This window comes from Colwellia sp. BRX10-9, from assembly GCF_014077405.1.
In the GTDB taxonomy this organism is placed as follows: Bacteria; Pseudomonadota; Gammaproteobacteria; order Enterobacterales; family Alteromonadaceae; genus Colwellia_A.
This window is the reverse complement of the sequence record NZ_JACGVV010000009.1, coordinates 99,838-120,416: the sequence shown is the minus strand read 5'-3', so window position 1 is coordinate 120,416 and position 20,579 is coordinate 99,838. Positions and strand designations below refer to the sequence as shown.

Below are 20,579 nucleotides of genomic sequence, written 5' to 3'. Positions count from 1 at the left end.
TTAATGCACCATGAGCCAATCATAGGTGCATTTTATTATCCGAAGTAATAAGTAGAGCCCAATATGTCTGTCAGTTCAGTGATCAAGTCCATTCAAGATATTATGCGTAAAGATGCCGGTGTAGACGGCGATGCCCAACGATTAGGGCAAATGTCTTGGTTACTTTTTCTTAAAATATTTGATGCCCAAGAAGAAGCATTAGAGTTTGAACTTGAAAACTATCAAGAGCCAATACCAACGCAGTATTTATGGCGTAACTGGGCACAAGATAATGAAGGCATAACGGGTGACGAATTATTAGAATTTGTTAACGACCAACTCTTTACCGATCTTAAAAACTTAACCGCACCAATAAAGCTTAACCCACGCGGCTATGTCGTGCGTGAAGCCTTTAGCGATGCCTTTAACTACATGAAAAACGGCACACTACTGCGCCAAGTGATCAACAAGCTTAACGAAATTGACTTTACCGACTCACAAGAGCGTCATCTGTTTGGTGATTTATACGAGCAAATACTAAAAGACTTACAAAGCGCTGGTAATGCTGGCGAGTTTTATACGCCACGCGCCGTTACCCGTTTTATGGTTAACCGTGTTGACCCTAAGCTTGGCGAAAGCATAATGGATCCCGCTTGTGGTACAGGTGGCTTTTTAGCCTGTTCGTTTGACCATGTTAAAGACAACTATGTTAAAACTTCTGCTGATCACCAAATATTACAAAAGCAAATTCACGGCGTTGAGAAAAAACAATTACCGCACTTACTCTGTACCACCAATATGCTACTACACGGCATTGAAGTACCGGTACAAGTAAAACATGGCAATACCTTAAACAAACCGCTTTCAAGCTGGGATGAAGAATTAGACGTTATTGTAACCAACCCACCTTTTGGCGGCACGGAAGAAGACGGTATTGAAAAGAACTTTCCTACGGAAACCCGTACCCGTGAAACTGCTGATTTATTTTTACAGCTAATTGTTGAAGTGCTGGCGTCACCAACTGTTGGCAAAGATAACGAAAAGCAGGGTGGTCGTGCTGCGGTAGTATTACCCGACGGCACTTTATTTGGTGAAGGCGTTAAAACCAAAATCAAAAAGCTATTAACCGAAGAATGTAACTTACATACTATTGTGCGTTTACCTAATGGCGTTTTTGCCCCATATACCAGTATTAAAACTAACATACTGTTCTTTACCAAAGGCAAACCCACGTCAAAAGTATGGTACTACGAGCACCCATACCCAGCCGGCGTTAAAAACTACAACAAAACCAAACCAATGAAATTTGAAGAGTTTCAAACAGAAATTGACTGGTGGGGTAACGAGGCTGACGGTTTTGCCTCGCGTGTAGAAACCGAACAAGCATGGCAAGTGAGCATTGACGACATTATTGCCCGTAACTTCAACCTTGATATTAAAAACCCACACGTTGGCGAAGTGATCAGTCATGATCCACAAGAGCTATTAAGTAACTACGCTAAGCAGCAAGATGATATTCAAGCACTACGCGATCAGCTTAAAGGTATTTTGTCCGCGGCACTTGCAAGCGATGGTAAGTAATCATGACTGATGTTAATAAGCTAATTACCGACAATATCGATGTTTGGACTAGCGCCATTAAAAAGCGTAATGCCGTAGGGCGCGGTTCAAGTAATAAGATTGAATTAACCGGTATAAAAAAGCTAAGAGAGCTGATCTTAGAACTCGCCGTACGTGGCAAGCTAGGCACACAAAATGTTAATGATGAGCCTGCGAGTATTTTACTTGAAAAAATAGCAGAAGAAAAAACACAACTTATTGCACAAAAAAAGTTCAAAAAACAAATAGCGCTTCCTGTCATCACAGATGAAGAAAAAACGACTGAATTACCTATAGGTTGGGAGTGGGCAAGATTACAATCTATTATTCAAATATCATCAGGAAATGGTTTAACATCTAAACAAATGAACATGGAAGGAAAAGTTCCTGTCTATGGTGGTAATGGTGTTACAGGTTATCATGATGCTCATAATGTTGATAAGCGCACATTGGTTATAGGCCGTGTTGGCTTTTACTGTGGTTCAGTACATATTACTCCTGTAAGAGCGTGGATCACTGATAATGCATTTGTTACAACATTTTCTGAAGAAAATATTTATATTTATTATTTGTCTTGGCTATTAAAAGCAACAAACTTAAATGAGAATGATAGTGCAACGGCTCAGCCTGTAATTTCTGGCCGTAAGTTATATCCAATAGTTGTATGTTTACCACCACTAGCCGAACAACACCGCATCGTCGCTAAAGTCGATAAACTAATGGCCTTGTGTGACCAGTTAGAGCAACAAACCGAGCAAAGCCTAACTGCACACCAAACCTTGGTTGAAGTGCTACTAGCGGCGCTTACAGATGGTGCTGACGCAGATGACTTCCAAACAAGTTGGCAACGTATCGCCGAGCACTTCGACATCCTGTTCACCACCGAACACAGCATAGAGCAACTAAAACAAACCATCTTACAGCTAGCGGTCATGGGAAAACTCGTCCCACAAAACCCAAGCGACGAACCCGCAAGTATCCTCTTAGAGAAACTTTCTTTTGAGCAAAAGTCTTGGTTAGAAAGTAATTTAGCTGACAATGCTGAATGTAAGACCATGCTGCGTAAACTTAATAAGTTAAAGTCAGCAAATGCTCCATTTCTTTTACCAAAGAGTTGGGCTTGTGTTCATTTAATTCAAACAACACAGCTTTTAGTCGATTGCCACAATAAAACAGCTCCATACACCGACTCAGGGATTCCAATAATAAGGACAACGAATATTCGTGAACGTGAATTTCGCTTTGATGGCTTAAAGTATGTGAACGAAGAAACATATGATTATTGGTCACGCAGGTGCCCCCCTAAGAGTGGTGACATAATGTTTACTCGTGAAGCACCAATGGGAGAGGCTGCAATCATACCAGAGGATGTTAAGTGGTGCTTAGGCCAAAGAACAATGCTTATAAGGCCTATGCATGAGTACGTTTCTAACAAGTTTATACTTTTAGCTTTAACTGAACCTCATTTATTGGAACGAGCGTCGGAGCATGCGGTAGGTTTAACTGTAAAACACTTAAGAGTCGGTGATGTAGAAAACTTGAACATACCTTTGCCACCACTAGCCGAACAAAACCGCATCGTAGCAAAACTCGACGAACTAATGGCCTTGTGTGAACAACTCAAAGCCCGCCTAAGTGACGCACAAACCACCCAAATCCACCTCGCCGATGCCGTTGTTGAAAATGCATTAAGTGCTCCGGCATCAAGTTAATCAGCGGTAAATTAACGCGAACAAATTAAAAGGACTTTCATGTTTAAAATTGATTCAAGCAGTAACCGTATTTCACGTATTCAAAGTAAGAGTTTTTCTGAGCTAGGCTTTACAGAGCGGGCACATCTCCAAGAATGGTTAGCTAATGAACCAAATGCATTGGGTGAAGAGCTGTTGATCATTCAAAAAGAGTTCGATGGCTTTGATGATACGCGTGAGCGTCTTGATTTACTCGCGTTAGATAAAGACGGCAACTTAGTTGTTATTGAAAATAAACTCGATGACAGTGGCCGTGATGTGCTTTGGCAGGCGCTAAAATATGCGTCTTATTGTTCAAGCTTAACTAAACAACAAATAGTCGATATTTATCAGAAATATTTGAACCGTTACTGTGACGGTGAAGATGCTAAAGCTAACTTATGCGAGTTTTTTAATCTTTCCGATCTTGAAGAGTTGGTACTTAATAGCGGCAATGCCCAACGGTTAGTGTTTGTAGCAGCTAATTACCGTAAGGAAGTTACCAGCACTGCTTTGTGGCTGCTTAGCCATAACATTCAACTACAGTGCTTTAAAGTAACGCCGTATGCGATGAGTGATGAACTATTTTTAAACGTTGAACAAATTATTCCGACACCTGAAGCCAAAGAATTCATGATTGGTATTAACGCTAAAGAAGCTGAAGAAATCCAAACTAAAACAGAGATAAGCAACCGGCATAAAATACGGTCAGAGTTTTGGGGGCGTTTGTTAGACGTTCTACATCATAGTGATTGTAAGTTATTCAACAATATAAGCCCTAGCAAAGACAATTGGGTCTCTACAACGGCAGGAGTTTCAGGTTGTGGTTATTTCTTAATTTTCAACAAAAAGGAAGTACGAATCGAACTTGTATTTCAACGAGGTAAAGCTGAACGTAATAAACAATTTTTTGATAAATTAAAAGTAAATGAAGATGTTATCAATGACACCTTTGGTCAACCCCTTACATGGTTAAGGCAAGATAATGCCAAGCAGTCTAAAATAGTGATAGTAAAAGAATGTGATGCTTATGAAATTGACAACTGGCCCGAACTTATTCAGTGGTTTCTTGCTACCACAATAAAATTTGAAAGTGCGTTTAGGGTGCATTTACCTAAAACGAACCAACAGTTAAAAAGTATGTAGGGTGATAAATTATGGATGATTTACTAGAACAATCAGAAGCCCTTAACAGTGAATTCAGTCGTTATTTTGACATTTAGATAACGACTCTATTTTCGCGTTATCTTCGAATTACCCTAGATGTGTACTAAATGACGGTTCTATATGAGCCGTTTTTTTATGCCTGGTCTTTGGTGAATTCGTAGCAAATCGCGCAACATTCTTTGTAACGGGGCTAGTTTTGGGCGTATCAAACCGTCAAAATACGCTGTATAAAAAATAGGCGAATGCTCTACAGAGCAACGCTTCCACGTACCTCCAGAGAAGTTACGTTTGTAACGGTGCTGAAAAGCTAATAGGAATTAGAGTAAATACTTCAAACATGGCTGTAGGCGTTGGTATATAAGGGTTTGTTTTTGGTTTTATTGGTTTTGAATGTTTGAATCGGTAATACTATGGGGGGTATATTTGGATAAGCTCCGCTTATCTGTTCGGCGTGACAAGTTGGAAGTTCCTTCCTTTGTCTCGTCCGACAAATATATCCTATGAATACATAGTTTGTCTATAGTGACCGACGTGTTTTAATTACTAATTTTTGTACTAAATAGGCTAGAGGTCAAAAAAGCCAGTCGAAATTAAATGAGTGATTTTCTTGTTTGAAAGATGAATGTTTAGAAGTGAATATATTTGTACGTTCAATTGATAGTTGATTATTGATGTATAAATTTACCTTGCCGTTTCCACCATCGAACAATACTTATTATAGACATGTTGATGATAGGGTGTTGTTGAGTAAGAAAGGGCGCGATTACAAGCAAGCTGTTGTTGAAATATTGCAAAGGCTTGGACTTGCTAAAATAATGATTGAAGACGCTGTATTGATTCGTTTAGAGCTTTATCGCGGTGATAGACGTTCTTATGATGCTGATAATTTTAACAAGGCTGTTTATGACTCATTATCTCACGGTGGCTTCTGGGTCGATGATGAATTTCAAGTTGAGGGCATCGTTACGCGATCAATACGCATACACCGCAAAACAAGAGAGTTATCGAATGTATGCTTTCGTTGATGAAGCTTCTACTATATGTCAGCAGAGAAGGGTTTGATCCCTTAATCCGAAACAAGTCAGTTGTAGTGCTAACTAATAATTACGACTTCACTTGTGCTGACCAGTATATTAATCCAATAGTGAGTCGTTTCTTCAGGTTACAAAATTACGGCAACTTGATTGATGACTGGCATGGGTATCCACATGACCATAGTAAAAAAGTTCGGCGAGAAGAACGTTTGCCTGAGTGTGTTGCTTTAGGTAAACTCCTACACTTGCTTACACAGCTAGCAATTCGTCTAAAAAGCTTTCCGGCTATTAGGTTGTTGCCGTTGAAAGAACGAGCAAAAAACAGCATGTGAAGCGAGGCTTTTACCGCCAAGTTACACTAGTAAGTGGCGAGATATTTCTAAGGTTTTGTGTTTAACATACCTATTGTTGCGCAATATTCGTAACAGGGTGGTATTTTGTACAGCTTTAGTTGCTATTCACTAACTTAAGCTCATTTAAAGTACTCGCTAAGCTTAAATTCCCCGTTGAAGCATGCTCGATATAATTTGACCACCAAGCCATCATTACCGTTCTTGGTATTAGATAATCAGCACGGTTGTATGCTCGGCGTACTTTATCTTTAATTAGATGAGCTAATGCAGCTTCAACAACGTCAAAGTCGAAGCCTTGTTCATTTTGGGCTGTACTTGCAATTGAACGCATACCATGTGCTACTAATATCCCATGATAGCCCATACCCTTAATTGCGTTATTCGCAGTTGATTCATTTGCATGTCTGTTTGGATTTGTGTCCCCAGGAAATATAAACTCACGATGGCCGCTAATTGGCCTTATTGATTCAAGTATTTTTAATGTTTGCTCAGTTAATGGCACTGTATGATCGCGATTTTTTTTCATGGTCTCTGCCGGAACATTCCACAGCTCTTTGACAAAATCAATTTCTGACCATCGCGCTTTTGCAGCTTCTCCGGGTCTAACCATAGTATGAAGTTGCCATTCGATTAAAAGCCTCGTCACAAGTTTTGCACGAGAAAGGCTTAATGCTTTCATGAACTTTGGTAATTCTTCAGGCCTGATGGTTGGCACATGTTTGGTTTTAGGTGTTTCAAAAACAGATTTTATGCCAGCTAGCGAGTTATGGTCAATAATGCCGGCGTTAACTGCATGGGTCATAATTTCGTTTAAATATCGAATTATTTTAGTGTTAGTTTCGAGAATGCCACTTGCCGCAACTGGCTTTAATATTTCGATGACCTCTGGCGCTGATATTTCTTTAATTGGTCTTTTTCCTAACTCCGGAAGAATATACTTGTCGAGTTTCCGGAAAATACCGTTTGCGGTATTTGCTTTAACCTTGGTTTTTTTCAATTCGAACCAAGTAAGCATAACGGCCTCGAACGTATTATTAGTCGATAGCACTTCTTTGCGCTCTAATTCTTCCCGATGTTTTTTGGGATCTATATTGTTGTCTAGGAGTCTTTTTGCATTCTGTCTATGCTCTCTGGCTGATGCCAGTGATACGGTAGGGTATGTGCCAAAACTGATGCTTACACGCTTTTTGGTATATGGCTGTACATAGTCTAAACCCCATGATCTTGATTTATTCGGCCTTATTCTGAGGTGTAGGCCACCACCATCACGCAATATAAACACTTTACCTTCTGCCATAGCAGCTTTAACTTTTGGGTTAGATAACGATTGCTTGACTTCCGTAGAGCTTAGGGGGGTTACTTTCGGCATAAAGCAGTACCAGTTGTATGCTATTTGAACGGTACTGTTTACAGTACTGCTTTTTTTTGAGGATGTCACGAGTTTATATCGGAAGCTATAAGACATAAAAAAACCGGAAAACCTTGTTTGATTAGGGTTTTCCGGTCTCTATTGGTTCTTAAAGAACCTATGTTTGGTGCTCGCTACTGGACTCGAACCAGTGACACCTTGCATGTCATGCAAGTACTCTAACCAACTGAGCTAAGCGAGCAATTGTTAGTTGCTTTAACCAACGGGCGTCATATTATCGATATGAAATGTTAGTTGCAAGTAGTTTTATGTATTTCAATTTAAATAATTAACTGTTTGCTTATTAATGCGCCATTTCGACTCTTTTTTGAATGATACTGAGTCGCCAAGCTAATAATACGGCTGCAGTTGTTAAGCCAAAAATTATACCTATCCAAAAACCATAAGGACCAATCGGGTCAATTATCCAGTTGGTTAACCCTAAAATTAGCCCTAAACTTAAGCCAATGACCCAATATGAAAAGAAAGTAATGTATAAAATAGACTGCGTATCTTTATAGCCTCGCAATGCTCCCGCAGAAATAACTTGTATTGCATCGGAAAACTGAAATAAAGAAGCTAAAAACATTAGGCTAGCGGCTAACTCAATCACTTTTCTATCTAGCGTATATATTTCTGCGATGGGGTAGCGTAAAGCAATCGTTAATAGTGCAGTACCAACTGCAATAACAAGTGACAATATCAGTGAATAATTGCATATTTCTTTCGCGTTAGCTAAATCATTATTACCAACGGCATAACCCACCTGTATAGTCACGGCCATAGCTAAACTTAATGGCACCATAAATACTAAGCCTGAAAAGTTAATGGCTATTTGATGGCTTGCAACAACCTCTGCACCAAAGGGCACCAAAATAATTGCGACTACGGCAAATAAACTCACCTCAAACAGTAATGACATTGCAATAGGAAAACCGATCGTCAGTATTTCTTTTATTTCTAGCCAGTTTGGCCAGTAAAAACGTTCAAATAATGAGGCATGTTTTAATTTTTTTGATACGTAACAATAAATAAACATCGAGACAAACATAACCCAATAAACGATAGCTGTGGCGATACCACAACCGGCACCACCTAGTGCAGGCATGCCAAACTCACCGTAGATAAAAATATAATTAGCCGGAATATTAATTAACAAACCTATGATACTGATGATCATTGTTGGTTTGGTATGCGACAAACCTTCAGAGTAGTTTCTTAAGACAAGATATAAACAAAAACCTGGCCCCCCCCAAACGATATAGCCTAAGTAATCAAAAAGTAATTGTTTTAAATGGCTTTCTAGTGGGATTTGTTCAATGACTAAGGGGGTGATCGCATAATATAAAACGATCAACAACAAACCTAAGGTTAATGCTATCCATGCTGTTTGATAGGTCGCTTTGGCAACGTAATGGAATTTTTTTGCTCCAGCAAGTTGCGATACTATGGCAGCAAGTGCCATAACTAAACCATATATAGTTAGTATTAAGGGTAGCCAAACACTGCTAGCAACGGCTACTGCAGCCATGTCGGTAGCGCTCACTCGACCAGCCATCACCGTGTCTGCAAATCCCATTAGGGTTTGCACAAGTTGAGCGATCAAAATAGGATAAGCCAATTTCATTAGGCTTTTGGTGTTTTTTCTAAAGTCAGTAATATTCATTAGGGAAGAGTGCTTATAAAACCATCATTTTAAGAAGAAAAATGATCAAGATGAGAATGATATAGGTTTAAAGCAGTTGTGCAATGTTTCTCTAGTGAATTTAGCCTTTATAAAAAACAATGGTGAAGCGAAAACACGAGTAATAATTACTAAAAAACTTGTTCGTCATCACTGTCTATCGCTAATTGAATTTTTTGGCGGTATTCATCAATATGCATATTTAAGTGAATATCTCGACAACAAGAAGGGCACTCTTCGTAATAATCTTGATCACCAGCCGATGTATCTAAAGATAAATGTAAGTGATGACCGCAATGAGGGCAGCTAATACGTTTTTCTTTTATCGCTTGTAAGCTTGATTCCTGGGACATTTTGCCTCCTAGATTCTTTTGGTTACTGATGATTAAGTATGTTCATATTTGTAAAAATCGCTAACAAAATCAAAAATAAAGTTGTCTAAATTATTTAACTTATTGTGTGCAATCAATTTTATTTTAACATTAATGTAATGATAAAATTCGAGATAACAAAGCTCTTGATTGATCAATATAGATACCACCAAATAGATTCGCATGATTTAGGATATGATAAAAATTATAAATGAGCTTTCGTTGCTCATAGCCTTTTTCAAGGGGGAAAATATCTTGGTAACCCTGATAAAAATCATAAGGTAGTTGGCCAAAGAGTTCGGTCATCGCAATATCGACTTCTCGGTCACCATAATAGCAAGCAGGATCATAAATGACTGACAAAGAGTCTGTGAAGCCTAAGTTACCCATCCATAAGTCACCATGAACTAGGCAAGGTTTAACATCGTGATGATTTAATGCGTCGTGGCAAATATCAGTAATATGGTCAATGTTACCCAGTGTTATTGATTTTTCGCTCAGTAATTGTAATTGCCAAGCAACTCGTTGTTCTGAGAAGAAGGTTTTCCAATTACTACGCCAGTTGTTCGGCTGTAAAGTGTCGCCAATATAATTGTCGTGTTGCCAACCAAATTGTCCATGTGGCGAACCTTTATGCATCAAGGCGAGCTGTGCACCTAAATTATACCAATGTTTTTCGGTAGCGTGTGAAAATGGAATGTAATCAAGCACAATAAAGCTTTTATCAAGGGTGCTTCCTAATGCTATAACTTCGGGGCAAGTGATTTGTTTAAGAGAACGTATTTGATTTAGGGCGTAAGCTTCTGATTCAAAATGGTTGAAGTGATTTTTATCTTTAATTTTAATAAAGTAATGATCATGCTTATTGCTTAGTTGGTAAGCTAAATTGCTTTCACTTGTTGAAATAAGGCGCTTTTTTTCAATAGTGAATTGCTCACCGGTTTCAGTTTTGATTGCTTGCTCAATAGATTGCCACATAATGCACCAATTATTCATTGACCCTGTTGGTGTGAGTATAGTTAATAATTGAGCAATGTGTTTATTTTGCTGAGCTGATTTTAATTTTCAATAATTAAGTGAGCTATTTTATTGGGTACGCCATCCCATTCCTGTGCATCGGCAGGTGCGGGTTTTACTTCGGTTATTCTCGGCCATACTTTAGCTAACTCAGCATTGAGTTCGATAAATTCTTTTTGATCTTCAGGAACGTCATCTTCTTGATATATAGCGCCTGCAGGGCATTCAACCGGACATAAGTCACAATCAATACAGTCTTCAGGACTGATGACTAAAAAATTAGGACCTTCATAAAATGCATCCACTGGGCATACTGCTACACAGTCGGTATATTTACATTTTATACAATTGTCGGTAACTACAAATGCCATAACGTACTCTTTTGATGAGATGAAATATTTTCGAGCTGATCATACCTAGCTTAGCAATAATTTCAATTGTTGATTTAACTGAGAGGTATGTTCAGGTAAAATGCCGAAAAATTCCCTTTTCTCTTTTTGGAACCGCTCACTATGTTGCGTTTAACAAATATCCAACTGCCGCTTGATCATGAAGAAGCTGATATAAAACTGGCTATTCTAGATACATTATCAATTTCTGAAGATCAGCTAATTGATTTTACGGTTCATAAGCGCGGATATGACGCACGTAAAAAAGCAAAAATAGTGTTGATTTATACGCTTGATGTAGACACTCGCCTTAATGAAGAATTACTTGAAAAATTTGCTAAAGACAGCCAAGTAAAAGTAAGCCCTGACATGAGCTACAATTTTGTTGCCCAAGCGCCAGAAGTCTTATCACAACGACCTGTTGTTATTGGCTTTGGTCCATGTGGCTTATTTATCGGATTAGTACTTGCTCAAATGGGATTTAAGCCGATTATTTTAGAGCGCGGTAAAGAAGTACGTCAACGCACCAAAGATACCTTTGGCTTTTGGCGCAAAAAAATACTCAATACTGAATCTAATGTACAATTTGGTGAGGGTGGTGCAGGTACTTTTTCTGATGGTAAACTCTATAGCCAAGTTAAAGACAAGAAACATTATAGCCGTAAAGTGCTGCATGAATTTGTTGATGCAGGCGCGCCTGAAGAAATTTTATTTGTGAGTAAACCGCATATTGGTACCTTTAAGCTCGTTACTATGATTGAGCAAATGCGCGCTAAGATTATTGCGCTTGGTGGTGAAATTCGTTTTGAACAACGCGTTGACGAATTTCATTTTGATGAAGAGCAAGGTGCTGATGGACACAAACGTATTAATGGCTTAACACTGGCCAGTGGCGAACGTATTGATACCAATTATGTTGCTTTAGCCGTAGGTCATAGCGCTCGTGACACCTTTGAGATGCTTGTTAAAAATAAAGTCTCGGTAAAAGCTAAACCTTTTTCAGTTGGCTTTCGCATAGAACATGAGCAATCAGTTATTGATGATGCACGTTTTGGTGACAATGCCGGTAATGAAATATTAGGCGCTGCAGATTATAAATTAGTACACCATTGTAATAATGGTCGAAGTGTTTACAGCTTCTGTATGTGTCCTGGCGGAACTGTAGTTGCAGCGGCATCAGAAGAAGGGCGCTTAGTCACTAATGGTATGAGCCAATACTCGCGTCATGAGCGTAATGCGAATAGCGCAATTGTTGTTGGTATTGAGCCTAGCGACTTTGCTAATAAAGATGATCCTTCAGACGTATTATCGGGTATTGAATTTCAACGCCGTTTAGAAGAAACAGCCTTTAAACTCGGTGGAGAAAATTATGATGCGCCAGTGCAGTTGGTTGGTGATTTTCTTGCTGGACGTAAAAGCGGTGAGCATGGCGAAGTTAGCCCTTCATACAAGCCCGGCGTTAAATATTGCGACTTAAGTGAAACCTTACCTGATTACGCTATTGCCGCTATTCGTGAAGCATTACCTGCCTTTGAACGTAAGATAAAAGGTTTTTCAATGAATGATGCGACATTAACGGCTGTTGAGACAAGAACATCATCAACCATTCAAATTACCCGTGATAGAGAGTCACTGCAAAGCATTAATGTCGAAGGTCTTTATCCGGCTGGTGAAGGTGCTGGTTATGCAGGTGGTATATTATCAGCGGGTATTGATGGTATTAAAGTCGCAGAAGCGATGGCGCTGGCAATGATGGCAAAAAGATAAGTCTGTCTTTATATTGCAAATAAAGGGGAATTCCCCTATATTTGCGACCTCAAATATTTCCCAAAAGAAATAGTTTATATTATTAAAAATATATTCAAGCGTCACTTTGTGTGTGACGCCACTGAAATAAAGGAAAATTAATGCCTGTTATCACTCTCCCTGACGGTTCAAAACGTTCATTCGACAATGCAGTATCGGTAATGGATGTTGCCTTAGACATAGGACCTGGTCTTGCTAAAGCAACCATCGCGGGTCGTATCGACGGAAATCTTGTTGATGCTTGTGAATTAATTACCCAAGATGCTTCTTTACAACTTATCACTAATAAAGATAACGAAGCTCTTGAGATTATTCGTCATTCTTGTGCGCATTTACTAGGGCATGCTATTAAGCAGTTATACCCAAATGTTAAAATGGCGATTGGACCAACGATTGATAACGGCTTTTATTATGATATTGACCTTGAAGAGTCAATTACTGAAGACGATTTAGTCAAACTTGAAAAACGTATGACTGAACTAGCACGCACCGGTTATGAAGTTGTTAAGAAAACAGGTTCATGGCAAGACGCTTACGATGCGTTTACTGAGCGTGGTGAAACCTACAAATTACAGATTCTTGATGAAAACATCGAGAAAACTGATACGCCTGCTTTATATCATCACCAAGAATACATTGATATGTGTCGTGGTCCTCATGTACCTAGTATGCGTCATTGTCATCATTTTAAATTGATGAAAGTTGCTGGTGCTTATTGGCGCGGTAATTCTGACAACAAAATGTTGCAACGTATTTACGGCACAGCTTGGGCTGATAAAAAGCAACTTAAAGCGTATATCGTTCGTTTAGCAGAAGCTGAAAAGCGCGATCACCGTAAAATTGGTAAAACATTAGATTTATTTCATTGGCAAGAAGAAGCACCAGGCATGGTGTTTTGGCATAACGATGGTTGGACAATTTACACTGAGTTAGAGAAATTTATTCGTGAAAAATTACACGAATATGATTATGACGAAGTTAAAGCGCCGATGATGATGGACAGAAGCCTTTGGGAAAAATCAGGTCATTGGGAAAAATATGCCGACGGCATGTTCACCACTGAGTCTGAAAAGCGTGAATACGCGATAAAACCAATGAACTGTCCAGGTCATGTACAGATATTCAACCAAGGTTTGAAATCGTACCGCGATTTACCTTTACGTATCGCTGAGTTTGGTTGTTGTCATCGTAACGAGCCATCAGGTTCATTACATGGCTTAATGCGCGTTCGTGGTTTTACTCAAGATGATGCTCATATTTTCTGTATGGAATCACAAGTACAAGCCGAAGTAAAAAAATGTATCGAGATGGTATACGATGTCTATGGTTCATTTGGTTTTGAAGATGTTGTTGTTAAATTATCAACGCGTCCTGAAAATCGCATTGGTAGTGATGAAATTTGGGACAAAGCTGAAGCGGGCCTTGCACAAGCATTAACCGACAGCGACATCAAATTTGAATATTTACCAGGCGAAGGAGCATTTTATGGTCCTAAGATTGAATTTACCTTAATGGATTGTTTAGGTCGTGCTTGGCAATGTGGTACAGTGCAGCTCGATTTTGCTTTACCAGAGCGTTTAGGCGCAACTTATGTTGGTGAAGACAACGAAAGATACATCCCAGTGATGATTCATCGTGCTATTTTAGGTTCACTTGAGCGTTTTATTGGAATTTTGATTGAAGAGTTTACCGGGAAGTTTCCGACCTGGTTATCTCCAATTCATGCAACTGTGATGAATATTACCGACAAACAGGGTCAATATTGTGAAAAAGTTGTTAAAAAACTAAAAGAAAGTGGATTTAGAGTAAAACTAGACTTGAGAAATGAGAAGATAGGCTTTAAAATCCGCGAGCACACTTTGAAGCGTGTTCCATATTTGTTAGTTGTTGGTGACAAAGAAATGGAAGCAGGCGAAATCGCTATTCGAACGCGAAGTGGTGAAGATTTAGGCAAAATGTCTGTTGATGACTTTATTTCTAAACTAAGTGAAGAAGTTAACTCTCGCAGTTAGCGTTTAAATTACTTATAATAACGTTTATAACATACATCAAAATATTTTATTAATCTGAGTAGTTGTTAAGTTAAAAATAACACCAGCTACTCGGAACAAAGTTCTTTGGAGGAACATGGCTATTAAAGGTGGACAACGAGGCGGGCAAAAAGAGCCAGCACATCGTTTAAATGAGTTAATTACAGGTATTGCTGATAATGAAGTTCGTTTGATTAGATTTGACGGAGAGCCTGGTGGCATCGTCACATTAGATGAAGCAATGGATCAAGCTGACGAAGCTGGTGTTGATCTTGTTGAAATAAGCCCTACGGCTAAACCTCCTGTACTCCGTGTTATGGATTACGGTAAGTTTATCTATGAAAAAGCTAAAGAACAAAAAGAACAACGCAAAAACCAGAAACAGATACAGGTTAAGGAAATTAAATTCCGTCCTGGAACAGATGAAGGCGACTATCAGGTAAAACTACGCAACCTGAAGCGCTTTTTAGAGGGTGGCGATAAAGTTAAAGTAACTTTACGTTTCCGTGGTCGTGAAATGGCTCACCAAGAACTCGGTTTACAACTACTAACTCGCGTTAAAAACGATTTAGAAGAGTTAACTGTACTTGAATTCTTCCCGCGTCGTGCGGAAGGAAGACAAATGGTGATGGTACTAGCACCTAAAAAATAATCAATAACCGGTATTTCAAGTAACTTAGTTTGATGTAAATTAAAATAAGTTCACCATTATTGATTTTAACGGGTAACTTTAGGCCTGAAAGTAAAAACTAACGTTTATTTTTGTTTATCCTTAAATAAACGCGTTAAGTTTTTCGCCTAAGTTGCTAAATTTCAATGGCAATGTTTATGTGTAATAGCACAAACATGAATGCGGAGTAATATTCATGCCTAAAATGAAAACTAACAAAGGTGCTGCGAAGCGCTTTAAAAAAACAGCCTCTGGCTACAAGTTCAAACAAGCTGGCCTTCGTCATATCTTGACTAAGCGTCGTACTAAAGTTAAACGTCATCTTCGTGCTAAGTGCATGATTTCGGCGGCTGACATTAAGTCAGTTAAAAAACTTTTACGTCACGGTTAATAGGAGAGATATAGAATGGCTAGAGTAAAACGTGGTGTACAAGCTCGTGCACGTCACAAGAAGGTTCTAAAGCAAGCTAAAGGTTATTACGGAGCACGTAGCCGTGTTTACCGTGTTGCTTATCAAGCAGTAACTAAAGCAGGTCAGTACGCTTACCGCGATCGTCGTCAACGTAAACGTCAATTCCGTCAGCTTTGGATCACTCGTATAAATGCAGCAGCTCGCATAAACGGTTTATCTTACAGTGTTTTCATTAATGGTCTTAAAAAGGCTGCTATTGAAATCGATCGTAAGATCCTAGCTGATATTGCAGTATACGACAAAGCAACATTCACATTCTTAGTTGAAAAAGCGAAAGCTGCTTTAGCTGCATAGAACTTGAAAAAGCTTTGAGATAAGGACGCCATTAGGCGTCCTTTTCTTTTTTTAATTATACTAACTTGTTCTTTAGCTCACTTTCTGCGTTTTAAAGTACTTACTAATAGTTATTAGCACCGTTCTTTACTTTGGAAATTAAACTAAACACCTTGGTTATAATGTATTAAAATGTTTTTATTAATTATACCGAATACTATTTTATCTTTTGGGATAACGCGCAAAGATATTATTCGCTACAATTAATATTAACTTGATAATTAAGGTTTAAACCGATGAGTCTTGCAGATCAAATTTTAGCGGTAAATAATGATTTACCTATTCGTACCGATGCACCAGTTCACAGCGGTAAAGTGCGCAGTGTTTATTGGTTAACCGACGCGGATAGTAAGCGACTAATTCAAGAGAAAGGCTATGATGTTGCCGACGACACACCTTTAGCCATTATGGTTATTAGTGATCGTATTTCTGCTTTTGAATGTATTTGGCAAGGCGAAGGTGGTATGCAAGGTGTACCTGGAAAAGGTGCATCACTGAATGCTATATCAAATCATTGGTTTAAATTATTTAAAGATCAAGGTCTAGCCGATAGTCATATTCTTGATATTCCACATCCGTTTGTTTGGATCGTACAAAAAGCTAAACCTGTAATGATTGAAGCTATCTGTCGTCAGTATATTACCGGTTCTATGTGGCGTTCATACGTAAAAGGTGAACGTGATTTTTGTGGTATCGAATTAGCTGAAGGATTATTGAAAGATTCAAAGCTACCTGAACTTCTACAAACACCTTCAACAAAAGGTATTTTAGAAGGCATTCCGGGCGTTCCTGCGATTGATGATGTTAATATTACTCGCAAAAATATTGAAGATAATTTTGAAGCCTTTAATTTTAAAACGCCTGATGATATTACTTTATACGAAAAATTATTAACGGAAGGTTTTGACGTTATTTCTGATGCGTTGGCAAAGCTTGACCAAATCTTTGTAGATACTAAGTTTGAATTTGGCTATGTAAAAGATAAAGCTGGCAACGACAAGTTAATTTATATGGACGAAGTGGGTACGCCTGATTCTTCACGTATTTGGGATGGCGAGCAATATCGTGCCGGTAAAGTGGTTGAAAACTCGAAAGAAGGTTTCCGCCAATTACTTTTAGCACATTTCCCTGATGCTGATATTTTATTAAATAAAAATCGCATGGACGAGCGCTTAGCTTTAGCTCGCAACAATGAGTTACCGGCATCCGTATTAATGGATGTGTCACAAACATACACAGCGATCGCTGAGAAAATTACCGGTCAAAAAATTGTTTTGTCTGCTAACCCTAAAGCTGAAATTATTGATATTTTACGCGAGCAGTATCAGCTAATCGATTAAGTCGTTATTGTCTCTGCTTAAAAGCTCTACACCCGTAGGGCTTTTTTTTTGTGCGCTATTTACCATCTCTAACCTTTGCTAATACTAAACCTTCAATTTTGCCCTTTACACTTTTTCTTAAACATAAAATCTGACTAATGGTCATAATCTGCGCACCAATATGGTGTTTGGGTTGTGTTTGTGTGTAACATTTTGGTGCATTTGAGCGGTGTAATATTAATTATTATTTTTTAACTTATTGTTTTTTAATTGATTGTCTCTTTGGGCACAAATGGTGCTTAAATAAATTTATATAAACAATCTTAAATAATATGCACTAAAGGTGAACAAATGAAGTTGATAACCGCAATAATCAAACCTTTTAAACTCGATGATGTTCGTGAAGCACTCAGTGAGATAGGTCTAGAAGGATTAACGTTAAGCGAAGTTAATGGTTTTGGCCGTCAAAAAGGTCATACCGAACTTTATCGTGGTGCCGAATATGTTGTCGATTTTTTACCAAAAATGAAACTTGAGCTCGCTGTTAAGGATGAAATGGTTGAGCGTGTTATCGACACTATTCTCGAAACAGCACAAACAGGAAAAATAGGTGACGGTAAGATATTTGTCACTAACATCGAACATATTGTTAGGATCAGAACAGGTGAAACAGATAATGAAGCTATTTAAACAGTTACACTCAAGCATAACGATGAATAAAGTATTAACACTTTTTGTTTTACTTTTGTCCGCGGTCGCATTGCCAAGTTTTGCCAGCAATGACGAATTGAACGGCGCAAATACGGCGTGGATCCTCACATCAACGGCTCTAGTCCTAATGATGACCTTACCCGGACTCGCTTTATTTTACGGTGGATTAGTTCGACGTAAAAATATTCTTTCTATTCTTATGCAGTGTTTTTCAATTGCTGCTCTTTCTTCGATACTTTGGTTTGTGGTCGGTTATAGCTTAGCCTTTGGTGAAGGTAATGCGTGGATAGGGGATTTTAGCAAAGTACTTATGATGGGAATAACCAAAGAAACCCTTGTTGGTGATATTCCGGAAAGCTTGTTTGCTTTATTTCAAATGACGTTTGCGGTTATTACTCCAGCACTTATTATTGGCGCTTATGCAGAAAGAATGAAGTTTTCTGCAGTCTTAATTTTTAGTGGCTTATGGTTGCTAGCGGTTTATGCTCCGGTAACTCATTGGGTTTGGGGCGGCGGTTGGTTAGGCCAAATGGGCATTTATGATTTTGCCGGTGGTATTGTGGTGCATATTACCTGTGGTGTTGCCGCATTGGTTGCTGCTGTTGTTTTAGGTCCTCGATATGGTTTCCCTCGAACGCCTATGTTGCCACATAACTTAACCATGACTATTACGGGGGCAGGTTTGCTTTGGGTCGGTTGGTTTGGTTTCAATGGTGGTAGTGCCTTAGCCGCCAATGGTGACGCAGCAATGGCTATGTTAGTCACGCATTTATCCGCTTCAGCAGGTGCACTGACTTGGGCTGCTATTGAATGGAAAAAATTTGGTAAAGCGAGTGTCTTAGGCGCGGTAACGGGCATGGTTGCCGGTTTAGGGACAATAACACCTGCATCAGGTTTTGTTGGCCCAGGTGGCGCACTAGTTATAGGAATTTCTGCGGGTTTTATTTGTTTTTATTCAACGGTCTATATTAAACAAAAGTTAAAAATTGACGATTCTTTAGATGTTTTTCCCGTGCATGGTGTCGGGGGTATTTTAGGCACTTTATTAGCGGGTGTGTTTTCTTCTACAGAGCTAGGCGCTTTTAGTGGTTATGGTTATGCAGAGGGTATCACCACGATGTTAGGGCAGGTCAGTGTTCAATTAGTGGGAATTGGCGCTGTTATTGTCTATACGGCGGTTGTCTCTTACCTGTTGTTTAAGCTTGTTTCCTTGATGACTAAAGGCTTAAGGGTTGATAAAGAACAAGAAATAACGGGCCTTGATTTAATTGAACATGATGAATCAGGGTATAATTTGTAGTTAAATTTTGTGATTTAGACGTCAAAAAACAGCAAGGCCTTTATTGAAATAGAGGCCTTTTTCTTATCTGAGCTGTTTTTTCAGTAAAAGCACTCTTTTCACTACATAATCAATTGATTTTTGTGTAAAATCATACACCATTTATATTAATACCATCAGTCTAGCCAAAACCTTCAAATTTACTGAACGGTTTTAGAGCCGTTTTAGAGGAACTCATGAATTTAGACGATATAATATTGCAGGCAGAACAAGCTATTTCTGCAGCAAAAGATCCAGTAGAGCTTGATCAAGTTCGCGTTAATTTTTTAGGTAAGAAAGGTTTGTTCACTGAGCAAATGAAGGGCTTAAGTAAATTACCTAAAGAAGAAAAACCTAAAGCAGGGCAAGTGATCAATATTGCTAAGCAGCAAGTACAAAAATTATTAACCGAACGTGGTGAGTTATTGCGTGCAGAGGTTATTGCTAAACAGTTAGCTGCTGAGTCTATTGATGTAACATTGCCAGGGCGTAGTAATGACCTAGGTGGTTTACACCCAGTAACACGTACTATTGAGCGTATAGAAAGCTTTTTTGGTGATTTAGGTTTTTCTGTTAAAGAAGGTCCTGAGGTTGAAGACGATTTTCATAATTTTGATGCACTGAATATTCCAGAGCACCATCCTGCACGTCAAGACCATGACACTTTTTACTTCAATCCTAAGTTAGTTTTACGTACACAGACTTCTGGTGTACAAATTCGTACTATGGAAAAAGAGCAACCGCCTTTACGTATTATATCTCCAGGCAAAGTTTATCGTAATGATTACGATCAAACGCATACGCCAATGTTCCACCAAGTTGAAGGCTTAATGGTTGATAAAGATGTTAGCTTTACGCATCTTAAAGGTATTTTACACGACTTCTTACATCACTTTTTTGAAGAAGAAGTTGAAATTCGTTTCCGTCCTTCTTATTTCCCTTTTACTGAACCTTCAGCAGAAGTGGATATTATGGGCAAAAATGGCAAATGGTTAGAAGTTTTAGGTTGCGGTATGGTTCATCCTAACGTTTTAAAATCAGTAGGTATTGACCCTGAAGTATACACAGGTTTTGCTTTTGGCATGGGCGTTGAACGCTTAACCATGTTGCGCTACGGTGTAAACGATTTACGTTCATTCTTCGAAAATGATCTTCGCTTCTTAAAACAGTTCAAGTAGGAAAGCCAACA

The 20,579-nt window shown here is 38.7% G+C and carries 19 protein-coding genes and 1 tRNA gene; 14 read left to right on the top strand and 6 right to left on the bottom strand.

The window, feature by feature from the left end; translation table 11 throughout:
• Positions 1 to 63 precede the first annotated feature (63 nt).
• The 5 genes from H4J69_RS07905 to H4J69_RS07885 all read left to right on the top strand — a co-directional run bounded on the left by H4J69_RS07905 (position 64) and on the right by H4J69_RS07885 (position 5,841).
• A complete protein-coding gene (locus tag H4J69_RS07905; RefSeq protein ID WP_182244483.1) occupies positions 64 to 1,560 on the top strand; it encodes a type I restriction-modification system subunit M in 1,497 nt (498 codons plus the stop codon).
• Between the two features lie 2 nt (positions 1,561 to 1,562).
• Positions 1,563 to 3,290 carry a restriction endonuclease subunit S gene (locus tag H4J69_RS07900; RefSeq protein ID WP_182244482.1) on the top strand — a complete coding sequence of 576 codons (1,728 nt, stop codon included), beginning with the start codon at positions 1,563 to 1,565 and terminating at the stop codon, positions 3,288 to 3,290.
• A gap of 39 nt (positions 3,291 to 3,329) precedes the next feature.
• Complete coding sequence (locus H4J69_RS07895; RefSeq protein WP_182244481.1) at positions 3,330 to 4,454, top strand: DUF4268 domain-containing protein; 1,125 nt, start codon at positions 3,330 to 3,332, stop codon at positions 4,452 to 4,454.
• 692 nt (positions 4,455 to 5,146) lie between these two features.
• Positions 5,147 to 5,500 (top strand): RusA family crossover junction endodeoxyribonuclease, encoded by a 354-nt coding sequence (locus H4J69_RS07890; RefSeq protein WP_182244480.1) that lies wholly within the window; start codon positions 5,147 to 5,149, stop codon positions 5,498 to 5,500.
• A 65-nt stretch (positions 5,501 to 5,565) separates the two neighbouring features.
• The gene (locus tag H4J69_RS07885; protein WP_182244479.1) at positions 5,566 to 5,841 is read left to right on the top strand and encodes a hypothetical protein; all 276 of its coding nucleotides are present in this window, start codon (positions 5,566 to 5,568) and stop codon (positions 5,839 to 5,841) included.
• Between the two features lie 115 nt (positions 5,842 to 5,956).
• Here the strand turns inward: H4J69_RS07885 and H4J69_RS07880 are convergent, their stop codons facing one another.
• The 6 genes from H4J69_RS07880 to fdxA form a co-directional block, all read right to left on the bottom strand.
• Positions 5,957 to 7,231: a tyrosine-type recombinase/integrase gene (locus H4J69_RS07880; RefSeq protein ID WP_182244478.1), complete on the bottom strand. Its 1,275-nt coding sequence runs from the start codon at positions 7,229 to 7,231 to the stop codon at positions 5,957 to 5,959.
• A gap of 164 nt (positions 7,232 to 7,395) precedes the next feature.
• Positions 7,396 to 7,472: transfer RNA gene (locus H4J69_RS07875), tRNA-Val, on the bottom strand.
• Positions 7,473 to 7,574: 102 nt separating this feature from the next.
• Complete coding sequence (locus tag H4J69_RS07870; RefSeq protein ID WP_070373752.1) at positions 7,575 to 8,936, bottom strand: MATE family efflux transporter; 1,362 nt, start codon at positions 8,934 to 8,936, stop codon at positions 7,575 to 7,577.
• 149 nt (positions 8,937 to 9,085) lie between these two features.
• A complete protein-coding gene (locus H4J69_RS07865; protein WP_182172011.1) occupies positions 9,086 to 9,307 on the bottom strand; it encodes a CPXCG motif-containing cysteine-rich protein in 222 nt (73 codons plus the stop codon).
• Positions 9,308 to 9,436: 129 nt separating this feature from the next.
• On the bottom strand, positions 9,437 to 10,321 hold the full coding sequence (locus H4J69_RS07860; protein WP_259367730.1) for a fructosamine kinase family protein: 885 nt from the start codon (positions 10,319 to 10,321) through the stop codon (positions 9,437 to 9,439).
• Positions 10,322 to 10,383: 62 nt separating this feature from the next.
• Positions 10,384 to 10,713, bottom strand: coding sequence for a ferredoxin FdxA (gene fdxA / locus H4J69_RS07855; RefSeq protein WP_182218013.1), 330 nt, complete (start codon positions 10,711 to 10,713; stop codon positions 10,384 to 10,386).
• A 141-nt stretch (positions 10,714 to 10,854) separates the two neighbouring features.
• Here fdxA and H4J69_RS07850 point away from each other — a divergent pair, with 141 nt between their 5' ends.
• The 9 genes from H4J69_RS07850 to pheS all read left to right on the top strand — a co-directional run bounded on the left by H4J69_RS07850 (position 10,855) and on the right by pheS (position 20,568).
• Positions 10,855 to 12,498: an NAD(P)/FAD-dependent oxidoreductase gene (locus H4J69_RS07850; protein ID WP_182218015.1), complete on the top strand. Its 1,644-nt coding sequence runs from the start codon at positions 10,855 to 10,857 to the stop codon at positions 12,496 to 12,498.
• 140 nt (positions 12,499 to 12,638) lie between these two features.
• Positions 12,639 to 14,549, top strand: a complete 1,911-nt coding sequence (gene thrS / locus H4J69_RS07845) for a threonine--tRNA ligase (RefSeq protein WP_070373747.1) — start codon at positions 12,639 to 12,641, stop codon at positions 14,547 to 14,549.
• A gap of 115 nt (positions 14,550 to 14,664) precedes the next feature.
• Positions 14,665 to 15,219, top strand: a complete 555-nt coding sequence (infC, locus tag H4J69_RS07840) for a translation initiation factor IF-3 (protein ID WP_070373746.1) — start codon at positions 14,665 to 14,667, stop codon at positions 15,217 to 15,219.
• Between the two features lie 214 nt (positions 15,220 to 15,433).
• Entirely contained in the window at positions 15,434 to 15,628 is a 195-nt protein-coding gene (gene rpmI / locus H4J69_RS07835) for a 50S ribosomal protein L35 (RefSeq protein ID WP_070373745.1), read from the top strand.
• A 15-nt stretch (positions 15,629 to 15,643) separates the two neighbouring features.
• The gene (gene rplT / locus H4J69_RS07830) at positions 15,644 to 16,003 is read left to right on the top strand and encodes a 50S ribosomal protein L20 (RefSeq protein WP_070373744.1); all 360 of its coding nucleotides are present in this window, start codon (positions 15,644 to 15,646) and stop codon (positions 16,001 to 16,003) included.
• 275 nt (positions 16,004 to 16,278) lie between these two features.
• Entirely contained in the window at positions 16,279 to 17,382 is a 1,104-nt protein-coding gene (locus H4J69_RS07825) for a phosphoribosylaminoimidazolesuccinocarboxamide synthase (RefSeq protein ID WP_070373743.1), read from the top strand.
• A gap of 330 nt (positions 17,383 to 17,712) precedes the next feature.
• The gene (locus tag H4J69_RS07820; protein WP_070373742.1) at positions 17,713 to 18,051 is read left to right on the top strand and encodes a P-II family nitrogen regulator; all 339 of its coding nucleotides are present in this window, start codon (positions 17,713 to 17,715) and stop codon (positions 18,049 to 18,051) included.
• The gene (locus H4J69_RS07815) at positions 18,038 to 19,372 is read left to right on the top strand and encodes an ammonium transporter (protein ID WP_259367729.1); all 1,335 of its coding nucleotides are present in this window, start codon (positions 18,038 to 18,040) and stop codon (positions 19,370 to 19,372) included. Before H4J69_RS07820 ends, H4J69_RS07815 begins: the two co-directional genes overlap by 14 nt.
• Positions 19,373 to 19,587: 215 nt before the next feature.
• A complete protein-coding gene (gene pheS, locus H4J69_RS07810) occupies positions 19,588 to 20,568 on the top strand; it encodes a phenylalanine--tRNA ligase subunit alpha (RefSeq protein WP_070373741.1) in 981 nt (326 codons plus the stop codon).
• Positions 20,569 to 20,579: the final 11 nt, after the last annotated feature.

Bases quoted from the DNA above. Each gene is read 5' to 3' on its own strand.
- H4J69_RS07905 (WP_182244483.1), top strand. From the start codon at position 64: ATGTCTGTCAGTTCAGTGATCAAGTCCATTCAAGATATTATGCGTAAA.
- H4J69_RS07900 (WP_182244482.1), top strand. From the start codon at position 1,563: ATGACTGATGTTAATAAGCTAATTACCGACAATATCGATGTTTGGACT.
- H4J69_RS07895 (WP_182244481.1), top strand. From the start codon at position 3,330: ATGTTTAAAATTGATTCAAGCAGTAACCGTATTTCACGTATTCAAAGT.
- H4J69_RS07890 (WP_182244480.1), top strand. From the start codon at position 5,147: ATGTATAAATTTACCTTGCCGTTTCCACCATCGAACAATACTTATTAT.
- H4J69_RS07880 (WP_182244478.1), bottom strand. From the start codon at position 7,231: ATGCCGAAAGTAACCCCCCTAAGCTCTACGGAAGTCAAGCAATCGTTA.
- H4J69_RS07870 (WP_070373752.1), bottom strand. From the start codon at position 8,936: ATGAATATTACTGACTTTAGAAAAAACACCAAAAGCCTAATGAAATTG.
- H4J69_RS07865 (WP_182172011.1), bottom strand. From the start codon at position 9,307: ATGTCCCAGGAATCAAGCTTACAAGCGATAAAAGAAAAACGTATTAGC.
- H4J69_RS07860 (WP_259367730.1), bottom strand. From the start codon at position 10,321: ATGAATAATTGGTGCATTATGTGGCAATCTATTGAGCAAGCAATCAAA.
- fdxA (WP_182218013.1), bottom strand. From the start codon at position 10,713: ATGGCATTTGTAGTTACCGACAATTGTATAAAATGTAAATATACCGAC.
- H4J69_RS07850 (WP_182218015.1), top strand. From the start codon at position 10,855: ATGTTGCGTTTAACAAATATCCAACTGCCGCTTGATCATGAAGAAGCT.
- thrS (WP_070373747.1), top strand. From the start codon at position 12,639: ATGCCTGTTATCACTCTCCCTGACGGTTCAAAACGTTCATTCGACAAT.
- infC (WP_070373746.1), top strand. From the start codon at position 14,665: ATGGCTATTAAAGGTGGACAACGAGGCGGGCAAAAAGAGCCAGCACAT.
- rpmI (WP_070373745.1), top strand. From the start codon at position 15,434: ATGCCTAAAATGAAAACTAACAAAGGTGCTGCGAAGCGCTTTAAAAAA.
- rplT (WP_070373744.1), top strand. From the start codon at position 15,644: ATGGCTAGAGTAAAACGTGGTGTACAAGCTCGTGCACGTCACAAGAAG.
- H4J69_RS07825 (WP_070373743.1), top strand. From the start codon at position 16,279: ATGAGTCTTGCAGATCAAATTTTAGCGGTAAATAATGATTTACCTATT.
- H4J69_RS07820 (WP_070373742.1), top strand. From the start codon at position 17,713: ATGAAGTTGATAACCGCAATAATCAAACCTTTTAAACTCGATGATGTT.
- H4J69_RS07815 (WP_259367729.1), top strand. From the start codon at position 18,038: ATGAAGCTATTTAAACAGTTACACTCAAGCATAACGATGAATAAAGTA.
- pheS (WP_070373741.1), top strand. From the start codon at position 19,588: ATGAATTTAGACGATATAATATTGCAGGCAGAACAAGCTATTTCTGCA.